Genomic DNA, 21,269 nt, shown 5'->3' with positions numbered 1-21,269 from the left:
CCAACTGGGGATGATCCTCAGCCTTCCGGCAACTGCTGACCCAATCGCAGCAAGCTCTGCCGAATCCGAAGTGCCTCCGCCGAGTCCACTCGCGACAGCATCGCCAGCCCCAGTGCGGCGCCTTCCGCCGCCCCCTGACTGTCACCAAGCAGCATCCGCATCTCACACAGCATGGCCATGGCCCGGGCCCGCCATACGATCGCCCCAATATCGGCGAACATCTGTTCCGCAGCGGCGAAGTGCGACGCCGCCCCTTCCCATCGCTGCCGCCCTCGGTCGAGCTCGCCGAGGGTGTAGGTGGCCTTGGCCGCGACCATGAACTCGCCAAGTTGCCGGGCCAGCCGGATCGCCTCGGAAAGCACCAGCTCCGCCGGATCCTCGCGCTGCTGGCGCTGGTGAACGGTACCCAGGCCGAGCATCGCGTAGGACTCCCCGACCCGGTCGCCGCTATCGCGTACACGGCGCAGAACCCAGTGAAACGCGTCCTCGGCGGCGTCGAGATCTCCCCATTGCAGCAGCAACTCACCGAGCCGGTGCCGCGCCTGGGTCTCCACCCGGTGACTGCCAACCGCCTTGCATATCGCCAGCGATTCATCAAGCAGCGCCCGGGCTCCTTCCAGATCGTCGTCGGCCAGTCTGAGCTGCGCCTGGTTACTGAGGACGTGGGCCTCAGCGACCCGGTCCCCCACCTCGCGCAGAGCCCGTAGCGCCAGTCCGTAACGCTTTTCGGCGGAGGACACGTCGTTGCGAATCCGGTCCAGATAAGCGAGATTGCGCAGGACCAGGCCCTGACCGTGCCGGTCGGAAAGCGACTCGAACAGCCGTAGCGATTGCTGCAGATATGTCTCTGCCTTGGCGGTTTGCTGTTGAGCGAGCTGGTACGCCCCGAGTGTGTGCAGCATGGCCGCCTCACCGCGGTGGTTACCCGCCCGCCGGGTGGCCTGTAGGCCGATCTCGGCGCACTCCCGCCACTCATCGAAGTATCCGCGTGCTTCGAAGAGTGTCACGGTGGTCATGCACAGGTCCCAGCAAAGGTCATCGAGACCTTCTGCGGCGGCCAGCCTGATCGCCGCGACCACGGCCTCCCGTTCGCTTTCCCACCAGCTCATCGGCCGCACGAGCAACCGGTCCAGCAGCTTGCGCGGTAACGGCCAGCGAGGCGTGTTGCCATGCAGCACGGTGTAATCCCCGCCGTACACCCTGCGGTGCGCTTCTTCCACCAAAGTCATCCAGGTACGCAGGCAGCGGTTCGCCGCGTCCTTTACCGCCACCGGATCGTCGGCCGAGAGCCGCTCCCGCGAGAAGACGCGGACGAGTTCGTGAAAACGGTACCGGGCCGCCTGTCCCGGCACCGGCACCGCGGCTTCCAGCAGCCGTGCGTCGACCAGGCGGTCCAGCTCCTCCTCGGCGATCTCCAGCGAGCAGTCCAGCAGTGGTGCCGCCACCCAGCTGGCGAAATCGCCCGGCCGCATAATGGCCAGCAATCGCAGCAGCTGACGGCCGCGTTCGTCCAAGGTTGTATAGCTCAATTCAATACTGGACCGGATCTGCAGCTCCCCGTGTACCAGTTCGTCAAGCCGGCGTGATTCGTCCGCCAGCTTGGACACGAGCTGCTCCACCGTCCAATGTGGACGCGAGGCGAGCCTGGCCCCGGCGATACGCAGGGCGAGCGGCAGGTGCCCGCACAGCTTGGCTAGCTCCGTAGCCGCTTCCCGCTCGGCGGCTATGCGGTCCTCGCCTGCGATTCTGCTCAGCAGCTGATGCGACTGATCCATCTGAAAGACTTCGACGTTGACCTGGTGCATGCCGGACACACCGGTTAGTGAGCCCCGGGTCGTCACCAGCACAGCGCTACTCGAGCTGCCGGGCAGCAACGGCATAATCTGTGCGGCGTCCATCGCGTCGTCGAGCACGATGATGACCTTGTGTTCGGCTAGCCGGTCCCGAAACATTTCCGCCCGTTGCGGCACGCCATCGGGAATGGCCTGTCCCGCGACGCCGAGCGCACGCAGTAGTCTGGCCAGCGCTTGAGCCGGCGACAGCGGATCGGTGCTGCTGCCACGCAGCTCGGTGAACAACTGGCCGTCGGGATAGTTCTCGCGCAGTTCGTGTGCGATGTGGATGGCCAGCGTCGACTTACCGATGCCTCCGGGACCGCAGATGACGATTACCCGAACCGGCTGCGCATCCGGCATGGCCGGGCCGAGCAGATCTCTTATCTCGGTGACGAGCTTTTGCCTGCCGGTGAAATCCGCCGTGTCCCGGGGCAGCAGACGCGGTACCCTGTGCCCGGCGGCTGGCGCCTGAGCAGCTTCGCCGCGTACGGCATTGGCCGGCAGGTCAAGGATGGGACTTCCGCTGAGAATGGCCTGCTCTATCCGCTTTATCTCTTCGCCCGGATCGATACCCAGTTCGGTTGTGCGGATTCGCCAGTTCACCCGGTACGCCTCCAGCGCCTCGGCGGACCGGCCAGCCCGGTGCAGCGCCAGCATTAGGTGGCTGTGAAACTGTTCCCGCAGCGGATGCTCCGTTACCAGGATCATCAGTTCCGCGATGACCTCGTGATGGCGCCCCAGGGCGAGTTCGACGCGAATCCGCTCCTGCGTGGCCGCCATCCGCCGCTCATGCAATTGCGCCCGGGCCGCATCCATAACTCGGCCGGGCAGTCCGTCCAATGCGGACCCACGCCACGTCGCCTCGGCATTTCGCAGGCTCTGCGCGGCGGCACTGAGGTCACCTTCCGCGATCTGATCTTTGGCCGCCGTACTCAGCACATCAAATACGCCGAGGTCAAGCTCCTCTGCCTTGAGCCTCAGCTGATACCCGGAAGCATGGGTGGTGATCGCCTTGGGGTCATCCACCGCCATTTTGCGCCTGAGCCCTGAAACGCAGATCTGCACCTGATCGCGGGCTGTCTGCGGTGGCGACTCGTCCCAAATCGCATCGATCAGCCTGTAGACAGGGACGACCCGGCCCAGCTCCAATGCCAGCATGGCAAGCACGATCTGTTGCCGCTGGCCGCCGAGGTGCACCCGGTTGCCACCAGCCAATAGATCGATGGGTCCGAGTATGCGCACCTCCACAGCGCGAATTTAGCTCAGGTTCGGCCCAAAAAATATGCCCGGATGCGTGTGTCACGACGAGTTAATACAACCCGAACACTTAGCGCTTCGCGAGTGCCTGAGACGCCTCCTGCGCAAGCTTCTCGTCGTACGGCCGTCCGAGCTTGCAGGCCAGCTCGATAGTGCGCTTGTGTAACGCCAGCGCTTCGGGGTAAAGACCCGCCGCGCGGCTGGTCTCGGCGTCTCCAAGGTGGAGGCGCCACTGGCCGCTAGCGCTAACCCGCATCCTCCTGCATAGAGGCAGATCGAGAGCAGCTTGCCGCCTACCAAGCCGAGGCCCGCGAGTGGGCGGAGCTGGACACGCAGGTTAGCGAGTGAGCCCTAGCAGTCCAGCTCGCCCCGCGGCAGGTGTGGTGGGTCGAGTTTGATCCGCAGGTAGCAAGGGAGCAGGCTGGCCGAAGGCCCGGCATCGTCGTGGAAGTGCAGCCCCCGAACTTAAGCAGCAGCCACCGGCACGCTAGGTAATGGTCGACGGAGCTACCGCCGCCAAACCGGCTGGCCGGCCAATCCTATTTCGTCAGGAAGCCACGCCAGGCTTGTTCGAAGGGCCGGATTGTTGGAACGCAAGTGTTCGAAGACGCTTCGCATCTGGCGGAGGTCGTGTGTGTCGTGGCGGAAGTGCGCATCAGCCGAACCGCTCCTGCGATCACCGATAGCGGTGGCCGCACGGGCCAAAACCCTTTGGACAGCGCGAACTCAATAGCCAGATCCGTTGGTGCATCCACTAGCAGTCCTAATTGGACTAGCGAACAGTTACGCCGCACCAGCTCTCCAATGCAGGGAGATGAAGGACCGGAGTGCCGTTATCGCCGGGTGCAACGGGACGCGACAGCAGCTGGATTGATACGGACGCAGCACGTTAACGTGCCACCGATGCAACCCCTACCGCAGCGGCGTGGCCTTTGGGCACCAACGACCCAGCTCAAAATCCTTGCAGCCCTGATCGGCCTCAACGCTATCCCGGTACTGTCGAATCTGATGCTTCCTGCCGTACCAGTCTGGATTACGGTCAGCACCGTACTCGCATAAGTTGCGGCAGCCGCAATGCTGTGGCGTTTGGCGTCAGCATCACGGCCAACACAGCCGGTCATCGCCGGTGCGCTTTTGGCGATCATCGCTTTGATCGGCCTTGGCATCGTTTATGCCCTACAACCTTCGTGACGCTGCACCCCGCAATCACCATCCCGTTAAACGTCGTCATAGGTAGTGTTCTGCTCACGTTCGTGTACAGGACAGCGCGGGCTATCCAAGGCGAAGCCACACTGATCCCCTATGAACGGCTAGGCGAAACCTGCTCCTTCGATAGCGGCGGCCGATATCGTCTCAGCCACGTTTGGATATCGAGTGCAATACCGCTGACGACCGCGGGCGGCGCCAAACCAACCTGGCGGTTCCAAAGGTTGAGTTCTTGGCCCGCCTGCCGCACTATGCACCGATGGGTGTGCTCTATGACTACTTCCTGTGCGGTGAGCCTGCACAGATGAGGCAGCTGCTCGACGAGCACAGTGGCCAAAGCCCGGTCATTGCTGGCTTGTGCGAAGGCGTGGATGCTAAGGGCATTGACTACACCGTCGGCCTAGGGCAAGCCGTCGCGTTGTCGCAAGGTGTCCCGTGGTCTGTTGACCTCATGGCAAATGAGCTGGTCTGGCCAGCCGACGATGATGACGGCGAGGGCCCGTTCGTCATCGTCTACACCAGACTGGCAGTCGAATTGCTCGCCAAGGTAGATGCCGCCAGGGTCGCACCACCGTGGGCGCTCACCGAGGAGTTCGGTGGCCGCGCCGATCCATCCGATTTGGCGCACGTACTCGCAGAACTGACCGCGTTGGCGCGTAAGGCCATCGCGGAAGACAAACACCTCTATTGCTGGTGCTCCTTATAAGCAGACCGGATGGTGCGCCATCGATGGCCGGACAGTGGGCCTTGGCCAGAGACGGGCGCTGGTGAGGCCTTGCGGCGCGGAATTCTGGGCATTGAGTTCCTATCGGCTAGGCGGTGCGCTTCGCCAATACAGCCTGCGAAGTCCTGGACCTACGGACCTCTCGGGGAATGGAGGGTCGATTTGATAGCTCAGGATGCCCGCTGATTGACTTCGGTTGTTGCTGGCTAGGATGATCGTGAATGAAATCATGAGGGAGGCATTCATGAGGCTATCGGAACTTGCTGCTCTGGAAGCGGCATATCAAGCGCTGCAACCACTGTCGCTCGCGAGCCGGCGGCGCGCGCTAGCCTGGCTTGCCGATGCGCTCGCAGAAGATAAACCACTCGTGGAAACCGGGGATTCCGATTCACTTAACACCCAAACCAATGAAGTGCCGAAGAAGGTAAGCAGGCGCGCCGCCACCAAATCCGTAAAAGTCAAGAAGCGCCGCGGCCCTCAAAAGACAGCTGCCAGTAAAGCAGCCGCCAAGCCTGGCACCCGGACCTACAGGCGGATGCCCGAAGCCACAGACATCATGGGCGCGTACCGGCAAATGGGCAGCATCAACGGCCTCGCGGAACACTTCGATGTCCCCGTCCACACGGTCTACAGCTGGGCGCGGCGCCTGCGGCAGCAGGGATATCAGATCGGACGATAACGCTGCTCGATGCTCCAGCACGTACCAACTGCCGCGAATCATTTGCCAACAACGACCGGCCCGTGACAGACACCGCGGGGCGGCAAAGGGCCTGCGTCTCTCGTCTAAAGGCGAGAGATGACCGACCTGTTCTCGTCGGCGGAGCCTTCTGTTGCAAGGCTTTCTGACATTCGCCGTTCAGCCCTTAGCGTAGTCCGTGCACGCGTCATCAAAACTTCGACAGCTCAGCGCCTGGCATGCCGCTGCACTCCAGTCTGGGCTGCAGAATGCGGCTAACCACGGCGGTGGTAAAGCACCGCTGGCCGGGCCGGAGTCTTCGAGCGCCGAGGCGCCGGCCCAAAAGTCAGCACTTGATCGTTCCGGCCTATGCAGGCAGGTTTTCGGTCGGTGCTCTTTCGGCTGTTGCCGCTTGCGTTTCTGCCTGTCGCTTCACTGTAGGTGTCGATGGGCAGGCCGGTCATCGTCGTGTGTGAATTCGCGTATTCCCGCTGATGCCTCGCAGGCATGCGGCAGATTGGTTGAGCAGCATGGTTCCTGTGCGCTCTGGTGGGTGCGCAGCCCGGATCGGCTGCGCGCCTGGCTGACTGGGACAGCCGTTGGCTACGAACAGTTGTGGGGGCTGAAGGTGATGCCTGCCTGCCACGGCTCACCGATGATGACGGCCATGGGTGTTAGGACACCTGAGTAGCGCAGGAGGAAGGTGCTAAACGACATGTCGTCAAAGGACTGCTGGGACCGCATGTGTGGCAGGAACGCGACTACTGTCCAATGTTGAGGGTCATTCTTGACGGTTTTCCAGCTCAGGTAGGTGCCGTCGGCTCTGCGGCCCCAGCACAACAGCCCGTGTCTGCTGGGGTGAAAGCTCACATGCTCTGCCAGGCCAGCGTTTTCGGCCGCTGCCGCTTGACCGGCCTGGCTGGCAACCAGGTTGTGGCTTTCGCACGGATCAGGGCCCAAGATGGTGATGTCACAGACGCAGCCGGTGCCACAGCCGTCCATGAAGGCTTTGTAGTCGCTGGGCAACGCCGTTCCTAGTCGTGTTTCCAGCGCCGCCCAGTCAATGCGCCTACTGGCCGGCGCTGGTGAACCGATGGCACCGATGAGGGCTTCGCTGTCGTCACGTGGCAGGGGTAGCCCATAGAACGTTTGCTCGTTTGCTTTGGCAGGCTCGAAGGGTCGCGGTTTTGCCGCTGGGTAGGGCTTGAACCGGGCGAGCCGGCCAGCATCCAATTCGGCTACCACGAACTGGGCCATGCCCGCCTCATGCGTACGCCAATGGTTGAACGACCGGTCACAGGTGACCACCTTCCACTCGTTAGGGTCCTTCGGCCCGGTAAGCCACCAGTAGCAACTGCTATTTCCGCTCGCCCACAGCAGCACACCTTGCGGCTCCGGATAAAGGGGGAAAGGAAAATTGCCGTCCCCGCTGTGCCGCCACCGCACGAAGGTATTCAGGATATGCGCGTGGGGAGCCAGGTAGTCGTTCGCCGGGTAGCCGAGCAGGCCAGGGTAGTTGGGCAGAAGCTCGTTGCTGAAGGTCCCGGCCGGCGCCTGGTCGACAAAGGCCTTGAAGTCAAAGGGAAGCGCAGTGCCCAGGCGCTCTTGCACAGCCTGCCAGTCCACCTGCGCCCACATGGCGTCACGTGGGGATGTGATCGTGGCAAGGAGGCGGTTGATAGCTTCGGCTGACAATGACAGACCTCCGGCCCAGTAGACCCTGTGAATGCCCTACCGGCCAACGAGACTCGCTAGGACGACTACACCGAAGACGATGGTGCCGATCGCCGCTCCCCCGTATACGGTGATTTTCACGATGAGTTGAAGGCGGTCGTCTCGCTGTTTTGGATCTCGCAGGAACGGCGCAGTCAACGTTGATCTCCTCTGGAGTACTCGCCCCGATCCTGCCAGTCGAAGAATCTCAAGGCAACGTACCTACTTCGCTGGCAGACCTAGCCGAAAGGTCTCCCTCTTTGCATCGAGTGATCCCAATGCGGCTGGGAAGGCTAACGCCCCTAGTGATAGGCCACCGCTGACAAGATTCTCAAGTACCTTGATCGACGCTCTGGATCTACTGTCGAAGATAGACAGCGCGCCCTCGTACGACAACCGTGACCGCCTTGCCATGCATCGACAGTAAGGAATGGAAGCAAATGACTCTGACGGGCGGCGTTGGCAAGCACCTCAGTCCGCCGAGTAGCTCTTCACTCAACCGGACGACAGCGCCTGTCTAGTCCCACCTAATGCTTCCCGCAGGCCTAGGTTTCTGATGGGTTGATGAAGGGCCGTTCGGGTTCGATTCCGTGCTTGCGAAGAATTTGGTCGAGGTGTTGCTGGCCTTCTTTGGTGAGTCCGATTTCCGTTTGCGGGAACAGACGTCCCGTGACTACAGGGACATCGCCGCCTGATTCTGCATGGAAGATCCAGCCGTTTCCCACGGCGATAGCTGAGAACTGAGCGAGTTCTTCGGCAAGCGCGTCTGTAATTTGCGGGGCCGCGCTGGCGTTTGGGCGTTCCGGTTGGATCTGTTCTGCAGTTTGGGCGTCAGCCATGATTAAGGGGTTGAAGTCCATCAGTGGTATGGGTTTAGGAATTCCGGCTGGCAGTACTGGGCGAAGCTGGTTCCAGACGAGTTGCGCTGCTGCGGTGTCGAATCGCTGCGGGGTTTTGGTGGCCTGCAAGATGAGGGAGTTGCCAGCTTCGATCACTTTGTCGAAGGCACCGCTGCTGCGCAGCGCCTCTGGGCCGCCCAGCTTTTCGGCAAGCGCGCTGTTGAGCAGGGTGGCCCATTCGTAGCCGCGCAGCAGGCTTGTCGCGAGTCGTGTGGAATCTGTGTCGGTTCGGCGCAGCAGCAAATCGAGGCGTGTGGACGGTTCGTGTGCTGTCCACTTGGGACAGACTTCGCCGTAGACAGGTTCTGAGGTGGCGGCCATGGTGGACAGCATGCCGATGACCGCGGCCGTGGCTTTGCTGACGGTTGCGGCGTCGTAGGTAGTGAAGCCGATGGATTGGTGGAGCAATAGATGTCCGCGGTCTTGGCCATACCGCGCGAATTTGAGCCGTACGAACTCGAGAGTCTCGTGTTCTCCGTGGTCGAAGACGAGGGCGGCGTAGGCGAGAATGGATGATCTTCCCTGCATCAGGCCGCCCAGATTCGGCAGGTCGGTGTTGTCGATGCTCGGGCACGGCTGGCCGTCTTCGCTTGTTTGTGAGATGTACCAGCGTCCCGGGAACTCGGTGCCGAACAGCTGCTTCACTAGCCCGAGAGCTTCGGTGAGCCATTGGGTTAGGAGTGCCTCGGCTTGTGCGCCGCCAGGAGTGGTGTAGTAGATCGCGGCGTTCGGAGGGTTGCGAAGCGCAATGTCGGTGGACTTCACGTCCATTGCTGTCCCTTCGCTGGGCGTCCTGGCTGGCTGATAACTATAGGCATGCGTCCCCGATTCGTGTCCCAACGCGCCAGGAGCCGCAGTGGTGGCCTGCATGGTGCACGTCATCGATCAGAACTCGTCTGTCGCACAGCTTGCGGCACTTCCGCTAGAGCACGTGGCGCGACGCGATGATCCCGGCCTTCCGTGGACCATTGAGGAATTCGAGTGGGAACCCGACCCTTAAGACGAAAGGACTTGACTGGCCAACTAGCCTGCAACACCTTGGCCAACCCGGCTGCAAATTCGCGCTCAAGCACCGCTTCGCGGTGGCCATTTTGCTGTGGCAGGCACCGACAAATCGCTTAGCGGTCGCCAGAACAGCTCAATATGCACGTGCACGATGCACGTGCGGACCTAAGGTGGCGGCATAAGAACCTTCTTCATGCTGGCCAGAGGTCGTATGAATTCCAGTTGGCGCCGAGTTCTACTTAGTTAGCTTGCGGACTCCGCATGTTCAGCGTTCTGGCCGCCGTTGCGCGCAGGCGGTGCGGTTTTAGCCCAGACGGAAGGCACCAAGAAAGAGGGTAAGTTTCTGACAGCGATTACATCGATATACCTCAAAGGCCCGCAGCATCATGCCCAGACTGAACAGCGGGCTATTTGCGCCTGGTACCGGTTCGGGTCTCCCAAGCCGCCTGGCTGACTCGTTGAGTTCCCTTACCTGTGACGTGATATCGGCCGCCTCTGTGACCGTCAGCGGGTTGTTCCAGCGGTCCGCCGATGTCAGCGGAAATTCACAGCCCCTACAGAACCTCATGTCCATGTGGCCGCGTCCCAACGTATTCGTCCTATATTGGAAAACCTAAGTATCACTGCGTCGGCCAGCGGCGACAAGCCGCGGTCTGTGCAGCTTAAGGACCACCCGCAAGTTTCGCGGTACGACAGGTCGGCCACACATTTTCAGCCCAGAGGCGAGGTCTGTTAGGAGCAGTACGGCGGCACAGTTTGTGCGGCCCATGAGTTTCTGGGCTGCTTTACGATCCTAGGCGAACTCTGGAAAGCCATTGCCAACTGCTCGGGTCACAGATAAAGCTGGTGCTGCTAGAGGGCCACATCGCGCCGCCTGGCAAGGTCAAGCCAGACCGAAGTATCGATCAACAGATGCACCACTTCCGTGACGATAACGATGTGCCTCAGTCTGCTCACCTGAACACACGGTCCGTCGGATCGGGGGGTGACCGTGCGGGGGAACGATTGAGCTGGAGCGCATATGGCAGGGTCTATGCATGTCATATCGGTCCGATGACGACACGGCGGGACACTCGGCATCGACCGGCAGGCGCGGCGTTTTCCGGCAAGTAGCAGCCGACCTGCGGCGCGGACGGAGCATAGAGCTTTACGTGACGATCGCGGTCTCCGTGACCGCCGCGGTGCTCGGGGTTCTGAATGTCGCCAATGTGGACGTAATTGGTGCTGCTGTCTTGGCTTTCCTCGCTCTTCTGGCAACTTCTGGCCTCACTTACGCTTGCTGTAGCTCGAAGAGACGGATGCGGGTGATCGGCTAGTGTGGGTTGCCGTACACCGTAAAGCCCTCCGACGTGGGGCAGATGAGTTTTGTTGGCGAGGTATCGCAGTTGCCGTTGATCGCGATCACGCCAAGCGAGCGCGCACGACGGGTGGCCAAATCGTAGATGATCATTTCCGCTTCGGCGATCACGCGGCCATCTTCACTCGGGCCAGTAATGTCGCTGGATCGGACTCTGAACACCAAGGTGTGATCGTTCATCCACCTCGTAGCCCAACCGGTCAGGTTCCCGGGGGTGATGTCTTTTCCTGCGTAGTCGAAGATCTTCGAGCTTGCGGAGTCCCGGTCGTCGCCGGCGACGATGATCCCGGCGCTGTAGGAGGTTAGGTCGTATACTGATATATCACTGTGGCGGCGCCACAATTCCTTGCCGGTCTTGCGGTCGATCACGATCAGCTCGTTTGCGTCCGAGACCAAGCAGATAAGCTCACCGCAGGTCTGCAGCGGCGTCCGTGCGGATCCCAAGGGCTGGCTCAGGACAATCGGCTGCCAAGGATCGTTGCCGGACAAGGAAATACGCCTGAATCCGGCCGCATCCAAGTAATACAGCCAGCCATCGGCGATCACCATCCCGGATCGATCCTTAGCGATAGGTACGCCGGTTCGCCTCACGAACGTCTCACCTGTTGCCGGGTCGACCGTGCGCAGCGTGCCGTCGGCGAGGATCTGCAGTAGCTCGCCTTCAAATGGCATGGCCAGCAAAGGTTTCGCCGTACCGGCGATGGTCCACTTCGGCTGTCCAGTTTGGATATCCCTGCCTTCGGTAACCCCGCTGGCGAAGCCAGTGACCGCCACGATGTCCGGAAAAAATTCGATGCTGTCGCTGTCGTTGGTGGTGTAATTGACAGGCAGCTGCCACAACAGTTTCCCAGAATCCGGTGCGATCGCGAGGAGAACGCTGTCTGCAACCGTGCCATCACCGCGTACGCCTATGGCGAATACAGCGTTGGGCCCGGACCCAACTAGGCCGAATGTACGGTCGAATGTGCCGAGATCGACCGGGTTCCAGGCCAAGGTTTCCGACGTCAGGTCAAACGCGGAGATGCGCACGTTGCCCGACACCTGTTGCCAGAACACGAAAGCGCGGTTGTCATGCACCCGCACGTACCCGACCTTGGTGTCGGCGCCGTACGGAAGTACGAGATTTGGTGGGACGGCTGGCGGGGCGGGGCTTGGCACGAACAGGAAGGCGGCCGCGGCAGCGGTCGCTGTGGCGAAGAAGGCGATGATGGTGGCCGTCAGCGTGCGTTTGCGTTTTTGGCCGGCTCTGCGGCGTATCAGAGAAAGGTCTGGCTGGTCAAAATGCGTGTCAGCGAGCTGTTTGAACAGCGCCGACCGTCCTCTGTGAAGCCACGTCTTGACCGTATTGACGTTGACGCCCGTTTCGGCGGCGATCTCGGCCACCGGCTGATCAAGGAAATAGTGCAGGACCAGTGCCTTGCGCTGTTGGAGCGGCAGCTTCTTGAGCGCGGCAACGAGATGGAGAAGTTCCGGATCTGGGCCTGGCTCGTTAGCCACGACCGGAGCGGGCGCGTTCCGGCGCAGACCCAGCCAGCGCCACCTGTCTGTGGCCATGCGGGTGACCACTAGACGCAGCCAAGACTCAGGGTTGTCGTAGTTCTGCAGACGCTTCCATCGCTGCCACGCGCGGGCATACGCCTCCTGCGTGAGGTCCTGCGCCTCGGACATGTCCCCGGTTAGGCCGTAAGCAAAGCGCATCAGGCGATGAGAGGTCCCACGGTAGAAAGTCTCAAAAGTTGCGGTCACACTCTCGTACACGGGCCACCCGTTGCCTAGGTTTCGCTGACGTAGTCCGCCATTGAACCAGCAATTACCCGATCGCCGCTGTCCAGCAGGGAGAGCAGTCAGCCCCCACCCGTCCTTACCGGTTGAGGGCTGAGCTTTGTGGACTTAAGTAGCGGCAAGCGAACCCCGTTCACGCTGGCCAGAGGTCACATGCATTGCCGGTGGAACGAACTCCGCCGTGCAAGTTACAGCAACTTCGTATCGGCGGTTCGCGGCTTTCGAGCCCATCTAGCCGGAGCCCATACAGAGATCAAGGTCAGCGGCTTCCCGGACGACCGGCGCCTTGTTCCTCATCTCGATGCCGAGGCAACAGCACACAGGCAGGCTATGGACCGTGCGTTCACCGAGGTCCAGATGATCGCTAGTGCAGAAGAGACCGTAGCCGCGGCGGGAATGCTTCACCGGATAGCCTTTCGAGTCGCTACAGCGCGCGGGCTTTACGATCGGGTACTTTCTGAACGCTACTCGAACCAGCTATGGCTCGCCGAACGCGCATTCATTGATGCCGCCCGCACCGAACTGGGTTACGGCTGCTCTCCGTAGATCCATTCAAGCCATCCACCGACATCGACAACCTAGACAGCGAACTGCACCAAAGCTTCTTCAGCCCCGAGAACGGGGCCAGCAGATCAGCAGATTAATGGGCACAGCGGGCTCCGGGTCGTCATTAACGCTTCACCGCACGTGCATCGTGCACGTGCGGTGGACCCGATGTGGCACAACCCGAACCGCATTCACACTGTTCAGGGGCCTGCTGTGGTTGTTTCGGCGGTCCGCCGACGTGTCGCGTAGTCCGGCATCCACGCAAGCGGCGCGACCGAGATCTCGGTCGCGCCGCTTGCGTACAGCTCCGGCTCCGCATCCCAGTAGTTCAGGGGCAGGTTGTTGCAATTGTGCCCGTGCGGCTGCGTGCGTTGACCTGTGATCGCTTCTGGCGCAGGAGGCGGTTGGTGGATAACTACGCTCGCGGCCGGCCGCTGCCTGGAGCGGCGCCGTGTTCTTGTTGCGGCTGTACCGGTGCCGCGGCTTCGACGGCGCAGTCGACGAACGCGCGAATCAAGGCCGTCTCGTTGGCCGGCAGCCACATAGGCGCCCACTGCACCGGCGGGGCATCCGGCATCGGCACGTACACGATGTCGGGCCGGGGGTAGAAACGTGCTGCGTGTTCGCCGACCGGGAAGACGCCCTTGCCGGTGGCGACGAGAGCCAGGATCTCCGGGAAGGTATCGGCTTTGGGGCCAAGGAGCACGGGCCGTCCGCTTGGCGTGGTGGCGGGTATGCGGTATTGCCGGGCCTCCTCGGGAAAGGCGTCGGGCATTTGGACGACCGAGTGGTCGGCCAGAACCTCCCGAGTGACCTCGGTGCAGCCGGCCAGAGGGTGCTCGAGCGGAACGGCTAGGAGCTGCGACTCGGAAAGAAGCACCGGCCCCACGCGTACGCCGCGGACCGGCAATGCGGTGATCAGGACGTCGACGGTTCCGTTCAAGACCCGCCCAACAGCATCATGAACTTGAGCCTCGTGGAGGTGCACCCCGCATTCGGGATACCGAGCACCCATCCGCGCGACCGCCTTGAGAAGTAGTTGGCCCGCCCCGGCGCCGAGAAAGCCTACCCGAAGTGTTCCGTTGACCCCGCGAGCTGCTTCGACGGCACGGCGCACCGCTTTGTCGATGCCTGCCACGTGCGGGGTGAGCTCCTCGACGAGGCTCGCGCCGATCGGCGTCAGGGCGACGACGCGACTGGTACGGATGAACAAGTCGGCACCGATCCGCCGTTCCAGGCGCTTGACGATCCGGCTGACCTGACCGGTGGTAAACCGCAGCTGTTCGGCTGTTCGACCGAAGTGCAGCTCCTTAGCGAGGGTGAGCAGCACCTCGACCTCGCTGCGTTCCAGCATGTCCACCCCTCACCGTTGCACCGAGCGCAACGACGGTAGCCAGAACCGTGCTTGATCGTAATCTCGCGCTCACCGAAGGTGGTTGCTGTCACTCCTTCATACACGTTACGGAGACAAAAGATGCCATACCAGATCGGAGATGCCCGATGAGCAAGGTCGTAGCGGCAATGTCCATCTCGGTCGACGGATACGTCGGCGCGAGCGACCCCGAACAGTGGTTCCCAGTGCACGACCGGGTGCACAACTGGGTGTTCGACCTGGCCGCCTGGCGCGAACGGCAAGGTATGAGCGGCGGCCGCCACACGATCTCCTCGGACCTGGTCGCCGAGGAGTTCGCCAACACTGGTGCCTATGTGATGGGACGCCGCATGTTCGACTTCGGCGAAGAACCCTGGGGTGAACAGCCGCCGTTTCGCGCCCCGGTGTTCGTGGTAACCCACCGCGAACGTGAGCCGTTGCACCGGACTGGCACCACCTTCACGTTTGTGACAGACGGGATCGAATCCGCCGTCAAGCAAGCCACTGAGGCGGCTGAGGGCCGTGATGTCTTCCTGTCCGGTGGCGCCAGCATCGTCCAGCAAGCCATCGCCGCCGAGCTGCTCGACGAGCTGCACCTGCACCAGGCACCGGTGCTACTGGGCGCCGGGGTTCGGCTGTGGGATGGCATCGGCACCGGCTGGACGGAACTCGCTCCGGTGCGGGTCACACCCGGCGACGGGGTGACCCACCTGTACTACCGATGCGTCCGGTAGTACAGCGGCACCCAGCATCACTCGAACCGCGAACCCATGAGATGTCCCAGACACGCGGCACACGCACGCCATCCGAGTGACTGGTTCGCACTGCCACATCCGCGATGGATGACCCAGCTGCCCCAGATAGCTGAAAGCCCAGCTCAGACGTGAGCTGGGCTTTCTCTAATCGGACATATCCGATTTACGGGTGGGCCTGACGCACCAGAATGCGAAACGGATCATTGCGGTCGCGGGTGATCCATTGTCCATTGGTACGGCCAGATCTGTCCGCTGAGCACCAAATGCGTAGCAGGCAGTTCGGCGTCGGATGCCTCCTGGGGCCGCGTTCTCACGCAAGCCTTCAGATTGCGCGACAGAGCCAACTACATATGACTACACTGAAGTCATGACTGCACCGCGTTCTGTTCGCTTCGACGAGAGCGTGCTGTCGCGACTAGACCGCTACGTCCGCGAGCACCCAGGGTCCTCCTCGTCGTCGGTCGCGAACATGTTCATCGATGAGTCGTTGCGAGCCTACGAGCATCCCGGCATCTACTTCCGGCCTGGCCCAACTGGCCGACGCGCCGCCGTATCAGGAGGCCCTGATGTTTCAGAAGTCGTTGCCGCCCTGCACGCGATCCGGGCCGAAGAACCTCACCTCGAGGGCGATTCCCTGATTGAGGAACTGGCCGCTGTGACGGGACTCAACGCGCAAAAGGTTGGGATCGCGATTCGCTACTACGCGGCGTTCCCGGAGGAAATCGACCAACGGATAGCTCTGAACAGAGACGCAGCCGAGAGAGAGGAGCATTTGTGGACGTCTCAGCAGACACTCCTACGGCGCCAGAGCTCCTAAACCGCGTGCTGCTAGACGAGATGTACCCGCCCACGCTCGCTCAGTACCTGCGCGACAACGGCCACGACGTAGTGGCAGTGCTCGACATCGAGGTCGGCCTGGCCTCCCGATCCGATGACGATGTGCTTGCCTGGGCGGCCCGAAATGGGCGATGCGTGGTCACAGAAAACGTTAGCGACTTCGCCAGGTTGGCCAATACTGGCCATCGACTCCCGCTAGCCGTGAGGTCGGGCGCCGGCGAGCTAAGCGGGCTCAACGTTTAGGAACTCTGGTTCGGGAAGTTCGTCTGGACCCGTTAGTTCAACGCCAACCCACTCAATGCCACCAAGGACTTCGCCCTGTTGAGGGTCTTCAATCGTGTAGAGGAAGAGACCATCGTGAGAACCTCGAACGCCCGCATTGACTCTTATCTCCATCCCGTTGCCGCGTCCGCTCTGAAAATCGATGGAAGGACACCCGCAGCCGCACATGCCGACAACAACGGCTTCCATCGCCTGCTGCCGAAGAACTTCGGCATTTCGGATATCCACGGCAAGCAGTGCCTCAAGTACCGCCCGTTCTCGTGGCGTCAACGGCCTGCTGTTCATACCGATGATCCTCTCACCGGCTCCACACGGTCAGCACCTGCGATATCACACGGATGAGTTGTTCTTGCGGAGCTCACGGGCAGCCAGCACGTGCGGCATACAAGTGGGCCTGACACACCAGAATGCGAAATGGGCCATCAGCCTGACGGGTGATCCACTGCCGGTTTCGGCAGCTAGGTCGATCGTTTGAACACCTTGGGTGCGGCTGAGTGTGCCCGATGTTGCGCGGGAGACATGAGCGTCCGCCTCACTAAACTTGTTGTGTCATAGGATCTTTGCTGTGATACTGCCGCTCGTGGAACGCTTTCGGTGCGCATGGTGCGATGCCGTCCTTAGCGTTTCGTTGCGGCAGGTAGATTTACCAGCGCCGCCGCATTGGACGCTTCTCGATCACCATCATGTGAACCCGCCGCTGTTGCCGCCGGGCTGCTACGCGGTCGACGAGGCTGAACGCGGCCGGGATCGAATCAGCGGAACCTACGTGCTATCTCCTGGCGACGTGCGCGGGACGCGGTTTGTTCATGAGTTCACTCAGCTCAGCGACCGAGCGCTTCGGCCCTCCATCAATCTTGGTTTCCCGACCGTTCACCGACCGATATGACAAAGCTGGGCACGCTCATCATGAGGACCTTGTACAACCTCACGAATGAGGCCTCGCTCTACGTGCCCAATCCGGGCCAGGCAAGTCAAGGGGGACGGCATTCTGATCTATCCGGCGCATAGGGCGTCGCCGGTGAGGGTGCGCGCATAGACGACGCGGCGGCCTTCGCGCCAGCGTGTGACGAGCCCGGCCCGGCGCAGCACGGAGAGGTGATCGCTGATGCCGCCGCCGCTGACGTTCATGCGGCTAGCGAGGTCCTGGGTCGCGGATGGACGGTCAAGCTCCTGAAGGATTCGGGCCCTCCGCCGGCCGACTAATGATTCCAGAGCCTCGGCGTGCGGCCCGGCAGGCTCCCATAGGTCACCGATGGCCCTTGGCGGGTAGACCAATGCTGGGTCCCAGGGCGGATCGGTCCGCGGCCAGACACGCGGCCACGTGAACGCTGACGGGATAAGGAGCAGCCCCCTTCCGCCCAGGTTCACGTCAGCCGCCCTCACCGCGGGCCGGACGATGAGCCGGTCCGTGTCCCAGTGAACCGTTGTGTGCAGGCCTGCGAACGCCGCGCGCGATCCCTCCGCCACCAGGCTGCGGGCGCGTGCGGTGAGTTCGGCTTCTAAAAGCGCTGAGATGGTGGGCCATCGAGGTGCCAGGGCGGCTTCCCACAGCGACCGCATTTGCTCCACTAGCTTGGCGAGCGCCCTCGCCGGGTCGTCCACGAACGGCCGCGCGGCGGCTGGCAGGTCATCGGCGTACCGCTGAGCGATCTCCCTGGCGACCTGCTGAGGCGGTGTCGCCGCGACCCGGGCCAGTTCGGCCTCGATTGCCGGGTGCGGCTCGCGTGGAGGTGGGCTGACGAACACCGGCCAGTAGGGTCCGCCAAACGGGGTGGCGGCGTCGAGTAGCGACAGGTCAAGGTGCTGTATCCGGGGGGCCGCCCACGCGATCCAGCGGCGGTGCACCGTGTAGGGGCCGGGCCGCCGCAGCACGTAGAAGGCGCCGATTAGCTCCATAAGCGGCGCGATGGCGAACCGCGTACGCAGCAGGTCGTCTTGCCCGAAACGGTAAAGGATCACGGATTCAGCCTAGGCTGAATCTTTGGGGTAAGCGGCACCGCCGATCTAGAAACGATGTATGAGTGAAGACCTCGCCGCCATCGCACGATCGATCATCGACGCCAACAGCTACCTGACACTCGCCACTGGCGACGGCAGCGGCACGCCATGGGCCACCCCGGTTTGGTTCGCGCACGACGGGTATACCAAGTTCATCTGGCTGTCGCGGACGTCAACGCGTCACTCGGTCAACTTGGCCAGCCGTGCGGAAGTCGGCATCGTGGTCTTCGACTCGACCGTCCCCATCAACCAAGGCCAAGCCGTGTACGCCGAGGCAGTGGGCGAAGAGATCCCAGCCACCGAGTTAAAAGCGGCGATCGCGGTTTACTCCGCTAGGTCGGTGGCGGCCGGTGGCCGTCCCTGGCAGGTGGCCGATGTCGTGGCACCAGCCAGCTTCCGGCTCTTCTCAGCCCGCGCGACGGCCCTTTATGTCCTTGACGCCCACGACAGCCGCGTCCCTGTCGATCTGGCCCGGGCATAACAACCAGGCGGCCGTGTCCAATGAGGAGGAATCACTATGGGTAAAGTTTTCGTTCACGCCACCGTAACTTTGGACGGGTTCATGGCAGACAGCCAAGGCGGTATGGACTGGATGTTTGGCTTCGACATCGTCGACAAAGACATGGAAGCCGTAAAGAAAGTGATCGATGAAATCGGGGCGATAGTTGGCGGTGCCAATGAGACTCGCACCATTGAGGAAGGCGAGCTGCCATACGGCGGCTCCCTGAAGGTGCCGGTATATCTCATGACCCATGAGGCCCACGAGCCCGTAGAAAAAGACGGAGTTACCTATTCGTTCGTCGTCGACGACATCGCGGCGGCGGTCGAAGCGGCCAAAGCCGACGCTGGGGACAAGAGTGTGAGTTTGCTTGGCGGCAGCATTTCCCGGCAGTGTTTGAAACTTGGGTTGGTGGACGAAATTCACCTGCACGTCGTGCCGGTACTGCTGGGCCAGGGCATTGCGCTATTTGGCGGGCTCGATACGCGCATTACCTTGGAGCGCCTGCACACGGCCGCATACGCGAGCGAGACACACATGCACTATCGGGTAGTCCGCTAATCCGGGTCGAGGAGCTGCGCCGATTGCCTCGTCCATTGTGGAACGAGACCGGCCTTTCCTGGCCCTGTCTGGGTATGAGACATCTCGCGCTGATACTCCACCTGCGGAATTGACACCGACCCCGCGGAACCTACAGCCGGACAAGGAACTGATCTACAGGTCCGCAAGTTCAGTGAATACAACTCACATGACGTGCTTGGCGTAAAGGGTGAGCACACTATCGGTGAGCGGACTGCGATCATCGTTGAGGGCCACTACGATGCGCTAATCATCAACGCGCTGCTTGGGAGACAACGTATCCCGGCATATTCGGTAACCCCGGCCGGTGGCCAGCTCAACCTGCCCCTTACGGCTCTAGCTCAGTTCAGTATGCGTCCAGACACTACCAAGATTGTCATAGTTACTGATGGTGATACCCGCCCTGAAATGGTCCGCGACCGAATTCGGCAATCTCTTCACGACGCCACCGTGCCATCTGGGTCAATCATCGAAACGGTTGTAATCGACCCGGACCTTGAGACCGCTTTGGGCCTTCCTAAACGAACACGCAGTCATCCCAACGCTCGCGAGGTGACTGAGCAGGTCGGCAATCTGGACCTTGCGGCCTTGGGTGCCAGCGAGCCCGAGCTTCGTCGGCTGTTTCATTTGCTGAACGTTTCGCGATGATCTCAGTCGGCCGGGCGCACGCCTCGCGAGCCATCCGGTCCAATGACTCAGGCGAGCAGTAGATCCTCAGCAGACCGAAAAATGCAGGAAGGGTTCGTGTTAGGCCTCGGACACCAAATATTCACACCATCGATCGCACTTGCCGCCATCAGCGCCGAGTTCCCCAGCGGGCTCACCTACACCGTCGGCGCGCTGATTGCAGAACAGGACCGGGTAGCCGCCGAAGTCGGGTCCACCGGGGTTCATCTCAACGGCAAGCCTTACGCCAACCACCACCACTTCCTGTTCACCGTGCGCGACGGGCAGATCGTGGTGGCCAACGAATACATGGACACCAAACATCTGCATGACTTCGTCATCTAGACCTCAGCGCTTTTGCCGGTGATGTATGTGGGCTGGTACAGCGCGGTGTACGAGATGATCGTGGCTCCACATGTGGGTGTGGAGCCTAGCGATGACAGCGCCGCTAGTCCGTGGCTCAGTGGGACTGCAGGACGCGCTCGGAGTGGTGGTTACGGTCGCGTGCTTCGGCGAGCTGGTCTTCCAGGATCACGATGCGGCACGCGGCTTCCACTGGCGTGCCGTGGCGGGCGATATCGCGGACCCGGGCGGCCAGCCGAAGCTGGTAGCGGCTGTAGCGGCGGTGCCCGCCTCCGGAGCGCACCGGATCGAGCAGGTGGGCGTTTTCTACGGCACGCAGAAACGCCGGGGAGACGCCGATCATTTCGGCGGCACGGCCCACGGTATAGGCCGGGTAGTGCTCATCATCGAATCTGTCGGCTACCGATTTCCTTGCATGGGCCATAAATGCCTTTCCTGTAAACGGTTGAGGGTCCCGGCACCAACTTGCCGGCGCCGGGACCCTTAGGAGAGTTCGAGTTACTTACCATCACCGGCCAACGTTCACCGGTTTAACGCCTTGCCAGCCTTCCAACCATGATCAGCGGCGCGCCAGCATTGGCGTGGATACTTTCCGGACCCTGTCGTTCCGGGATCTACGGCACCCATCCGGCCTGAAACACCGTCGGGTGATCCGATGGCATTACTCCTCTCAGCTGACAGCTGTTTTCAAACCTTGTTGTTCGTATTACTGGTCTTGCCTTCTACCGGCGGCCAGAACGGTCTGACCGCTGTGCCCGGCACCGCCGCACAGCCCACTTGCACTTTCCTGGCCGTGTGACTTGAACCTTTCGGGCTTGCCTTGCTGTGCGCCAGTTCGTCTGCCGCACCATTTCTTATCTCTCAACAACGAGAACCATACACACACGCTTAGGCAATGTCTACTCCCGCTCTTACAGA

23 protein-coding genes and 1 pseudogene are annotated in these 21,269 nt (G+C 61.8%); 14 read left to right on the top strand and 10 right to left on the bottom strand.

The window, feature by feature from the left end:
* Nucleotides 1-17: 17 nt before the first annotated feature.
* Entirely contained in the window at nucleotides 18-3,083 is a 3,066-nt protein-coding gene (locus A3E1_RS0104150; RefSeq protein ID WP_026208070.1) for an AfsR/SARP family transcriptional regulator, read from the bottom strand.
* Between the two features lie 387 nt (nucleotides 3,084-3,470).
* Here A3E1_RS0104150 and A3E1_RS49080 point away from each other — a divergent pair, with 387 nt between their 5' ends.
* The 4 genes from A3E1_RS49080 to A3E1_RS44410 all read left to right on the top strand — a co-directional run bounded on the left by A3E1_RS49080 (nucleotide 3,471) and on the right by A3E1_RS44410 (nucleotide 5,701).
* On the top strand, nucleotides 3,471-3,587 hold the full coding sequence (locus tag A3E1_RS49080) for a type II toxin-antitoxin system PemK/MazF family toxin (protein ID WP_157631308.1): 117 nt from the start codon (nucleotides 3,471-3,473) through the stop codon (nucleotides 3,585-3,587).
* 408 nt (nucleotides 3,588-3,995) lie between these two features.
* Complete coding sequence (locus A3E1_RS46945; protein WP_157631307.1) at nucleotides 3,996-4,151, top strand: hypothetical protein; 156 nt, start codon at nucleotides 3,996-3,998, stop codon at nucleotides 4,149-4,151.
* A gap of 406 nt (nucleotides 4,152-4,557) precedes the next feature.
* Nucleotides 4,558-5,004, top strand: a complete 447-nt coding sequence (locus tag A3E1_RS0104135) for a hypothetical protein (protein WP_026208069.1) — start codon at nucleotides 4,558-4,560, stop codon at nucleotides 5,002-5,004.
* Nucleotides 5,005-5,233: 229 nt separating this feature from the next.
* Nucleotides 5,234-5,701, top strand: coding sequence for a hypothetical protein (locus tag A3E1_RS44410; protein WP_020519473.1), 468 nt, complete (start codon nucleotides 5,234-5,236; stop codon nucleotides 5,699-5,701).
* Nucleotides 5,702-6,301: 600 nt separating this feature from the next.
* On the opposite strand, the gene A3E1_RS0104125 is transcribed toward A3E1_RS44410, so the two are convergent.
* From A3E1_RS0104125 to A3E1_RS0104120, 4 genes are all read right to left on the bottom strand, one after another.
* Nucleotides 6,302-7,393, bottom strand: coding sequence for a hypothetical protein (locus A3E1_RS0104125; RefSeq protein WP_020519472.1), 1,092 nt, complete (start codon nucleotides 7,391-7,393; stop codon nucleotides 6,302-6,304).
* 36 nt (nucleotides 7,394-7,429) lie between these two features.
* A complete protein-coding gene (locus tag A3E1_RS46940; RefSeq protein ID WP_157631306.1) occupies nucleotides 7,430-7,570 on the bottom strand; it encodes a hypothetical protein in 141 nt (46 codons plus the stop codon).
* A gap of 63 nt (nucleotides 7,571-7,633) precedes the next feature.
* Nucleotides 7,634-7,825 carry an NACHT N-terminal helical domain 7-containing protein gene (locus tag A3E1_RS49075; protein WP_407637342.1) on the bottom strand — a complete coding sequence of 64 codons (192 nt, stop codon included), beginning with the start codon at nucleotides 7,823-7,825 and terminating at the stop codon, nucleotides 7,634-7,636.
* A gap of 131 nt (nucleotides 7,826-7,956) precedes the next feature.
* Nucleotides 7,957-9,081: a DUF3396 domain-containing protein gene (locus A3E1_RS0104120; RefSeq protein WP_020519471.1), complete on the bottom strand. Its 1,125-nt coding sequence runs from the start codon at nucleotides 9,079-9,081 to the stop codon at nucleotides 7,957-7,959.
* Nucleotides 9,082-9,178: 97 nt separating this feature from the next.
* On the opposite strand from A3E1_RS0104120, the gene A3E1_RS48785 reads away from it, so the two are divergent.
* Together A3E1_RS48785 and A3E1_RS0104110 are read left to right on the top strand one after the other, a co-directional pair.
* The gene (locus tag A3E1_RS48785) at nucleotides 9,179-9,310 is read left to right on the top strand and encodes a hypothetical protein (protein ID WP_020519470.1); all 132 of its coding nucleotides are present in this window, start codon (nucleotides 9,179-9,181) and stop codon (nucleotides 9,308-9,310) included.
* Between the two features lie 1,042 nt (nucleotides 9,311-10,352).
* A complete protein-coding gene (locus tag A3E1_RS0104110; protein WP_020519469.1) occupies nucleotides 10,353-10,631 on the top strand; it encodes a hypothetical protein in 279 nt (92 codons plus the stop codon).
* A gap of 1,331 nt (nucleotides 10,632-11,962) precedes the next feature.
* On the opposite strand, the pseudogene A3E1_RS48265 reads toward A3E1_RS0104110, so the two are convergent.
* Nucleotides 11,963-12,418, bottom strand: a pseudogene (locus A3E1_RS48265) (SigE family RNA polymerase sigma factor); the annotation flags it as partial.
* 138 nt (nucleotides 12,419-12,556) lie between these two features.
* On the opposite strand from A3E1_RS48265, the gene A3E1_RS46935 reads away from it, so the two are divergent.
* Nucleotides 12,557-13,000 (top strand): hypothetical protein, encoded by a 444-nt coding sequence (locus A3E1_RS46935; protein ID WP_157631305.1) that lies wholly within the window; start codon nucleotides 12,557-12,559, stop codon nucleotides 12,998-13,000.
* Nucleotides 13,001-13,415: 415 nt separating this feature from the next.
* Here A3E1_RS46935 and A3E1_RS0104095 read toward each other — a convergent pair whose 3' ends face one another.
* Nucleotides 13,416-14,354: a LysR family transcriptional regulator gene (locus tag A3E1_RS0104095; protein ID WP_020519466.1), complete on the bottom strand. Its 939-nt coding sequence runs from the start codon at nucleotides 14,352-14,354 to the stop codon at nucleotides 13,416-13,418.
* 146 nt (nucleotides 14,355-14,500) lie between these two features.
* Here A3E1_RS0104095 and A3E1_RS0104090 point away from each other — a divergent pair, with 146 nt between their 5' ends.
* From A3E1_RS0104090 to A3E1_RS49070, 3 genes are all read left to right on the top strand, one after another.
* A complete protein-coding gene (locus A3E1_RS0104090; RefSeq protein ID WP_020519465.1) occupies nucleotides 14,501-15,106 on the top strand; it encodes a dihydrofolate reductase family protein in 606 nt (201 codons plus the stop codon).
* Nucleotides 15,107-15,494: 388 nt separating this feature from the next.
* On the top strand, nucleotides 15,495-15,944 hold the full coding sequence (locus A3E1_RS0104085; RefSeq protein ID WP_020519464.1) for a hypothetical protein: 450 nt from the start codon (nucleotides 15,495-15,497) through the stop codon (nucleotides 15,942-15,944).
* A 20-nt stretch (nucleotides 15,945-15,964) separates the two neighbouring features.
* Entirely contained in the window at nucleotides 15,965-16,207 is a 243-nt protein-coding gene (locus A3E1_RS49070; RefSeq protein ID WP_407637344.1) for a DUF5615 family PIN-like protein, read from the top strand.
* Here A3E1_RS49070 and A3E1_RS45915 read toward each other — a convergent pair.
* The gene (locus A3E1_RS45915) at nucleotides 16,187-16,531 is read right to left on the bottom strand and encodes a hypothetical protein (protein ID WP_083929350.1); all 345 of its coding nucleotides are present in this window, start codon (nucleotides 16,529-16,531) and stop codon (nucleotides 16,187-16,189) included. The two genes, A3E1_RS49070 and A3E1_RS45915, sit on opposite strands and share 21 nt — an antisense overlap.
* 708 nt (nucleotides 16,532-17,239) lie before the next feature.
* The gene (locus A3E1_RS0104070) at nucleotides 17,240-18,205 is read right to left on the bottom strand and encodes an ArsR/SmtB family transcription factor (protein ID WP_020519461.1); all 966 of its coding nucleotides are present in this window, start codon (nucleotides 18,203-18,205) and stop codon (nucleotides 17,240-17,242) included.
* A 58-nt stretch (nucleotides 18,206-18,263) separates the two neighbouring features.
* Between A3E1_RS0104070 and A3E1_RS38855 the strand changes: the two genes are divergently transcribed.
* From A3E1_RS38855 to A3E1_RS38850, 4 genes are all read left to right on the top strand, one after another.
* Complete coding sequence (locus A3E1_RS38855; RefSeq protein WP_020519460.1) at nucleotides 18,264-18,725, top strand: pyridoxamine 5'-phosphate oxidase family protein; 462 nt, start codon at nucleotides 18,264-18,266, stop codon at nucleotides 18,723-18,725.
* A gap of 36 nt (nucleotides 18,726-18,761) precedes the next feature.
* Complete coding sequence (locus A3E1_RS0104060; protein ID WP_020519459.1) at nucleotides 18,762-19,304, top strand: dihydrofolate reductase family protein; 543 nt, start codon at nucleotides 18,762-18,764, stop codon at nucleotides 19,302-19,304.
* Between the two features lie 192 nt (nucleotides 19,305-19,496).
* Nucleotides 19,497-19,970, top strand: coding sequence for a DUF3226 domain-containing protein (locus A3E1_RS46925; protein WP_020519458.1), 474 nt, complete (start codon nucleotides 19,497-19,499; stop codon nucleotides 19,968-19,970).
* A gap of 96 nt (nucleotides 19,971-20,066) precedes the next feature.
* Entirely contained in the window at nucleotides 20,067-20,333 is a 267-nt protein-coding gene (locus tag A3E1_RS38850) for a nuclear transport factor 2 family protein (protein WP_157631303.1), read from the top strand.
* A 115-nt stretch (nucleotides 20,334-20,448) separates the two neighbouring features.
* Here A3E1_RS38850 and A3E1_RS0104045 read toward each other — a convergent pair whose 3' ends face one another.
* Complete coding sequence (locus A3E1_RS0104045) at nucleotides 20,449-20,775, bottom strand: MerR family transcriptional regulator (RefSeq protein ID WP_020519456.1); 327 nt, start codon at nucleotides 20,773-20,775, stop codon at nucleotides 20,449-20,451.
* Nucleotides 20,776-21,269 lie beyond the last annotated feature (494 nt).

Source organism: Catelliglobosispora koreensis DSM 44566 (assembly GCF_000379685.1).
In the GTDB taxonomy this organism is placed as follows: domain Bacteria; phylum Actinomycetota; class Actinomycetes; order Mycobacteriales; family Micromonosporaceae; genus Catelliglobosispora; species Catelliglobosispora koreensis.
Note: the sequence above shows the minus strand (reverse complement) of the source record. Positions and strands in the feature narration are given on the sequence as shown.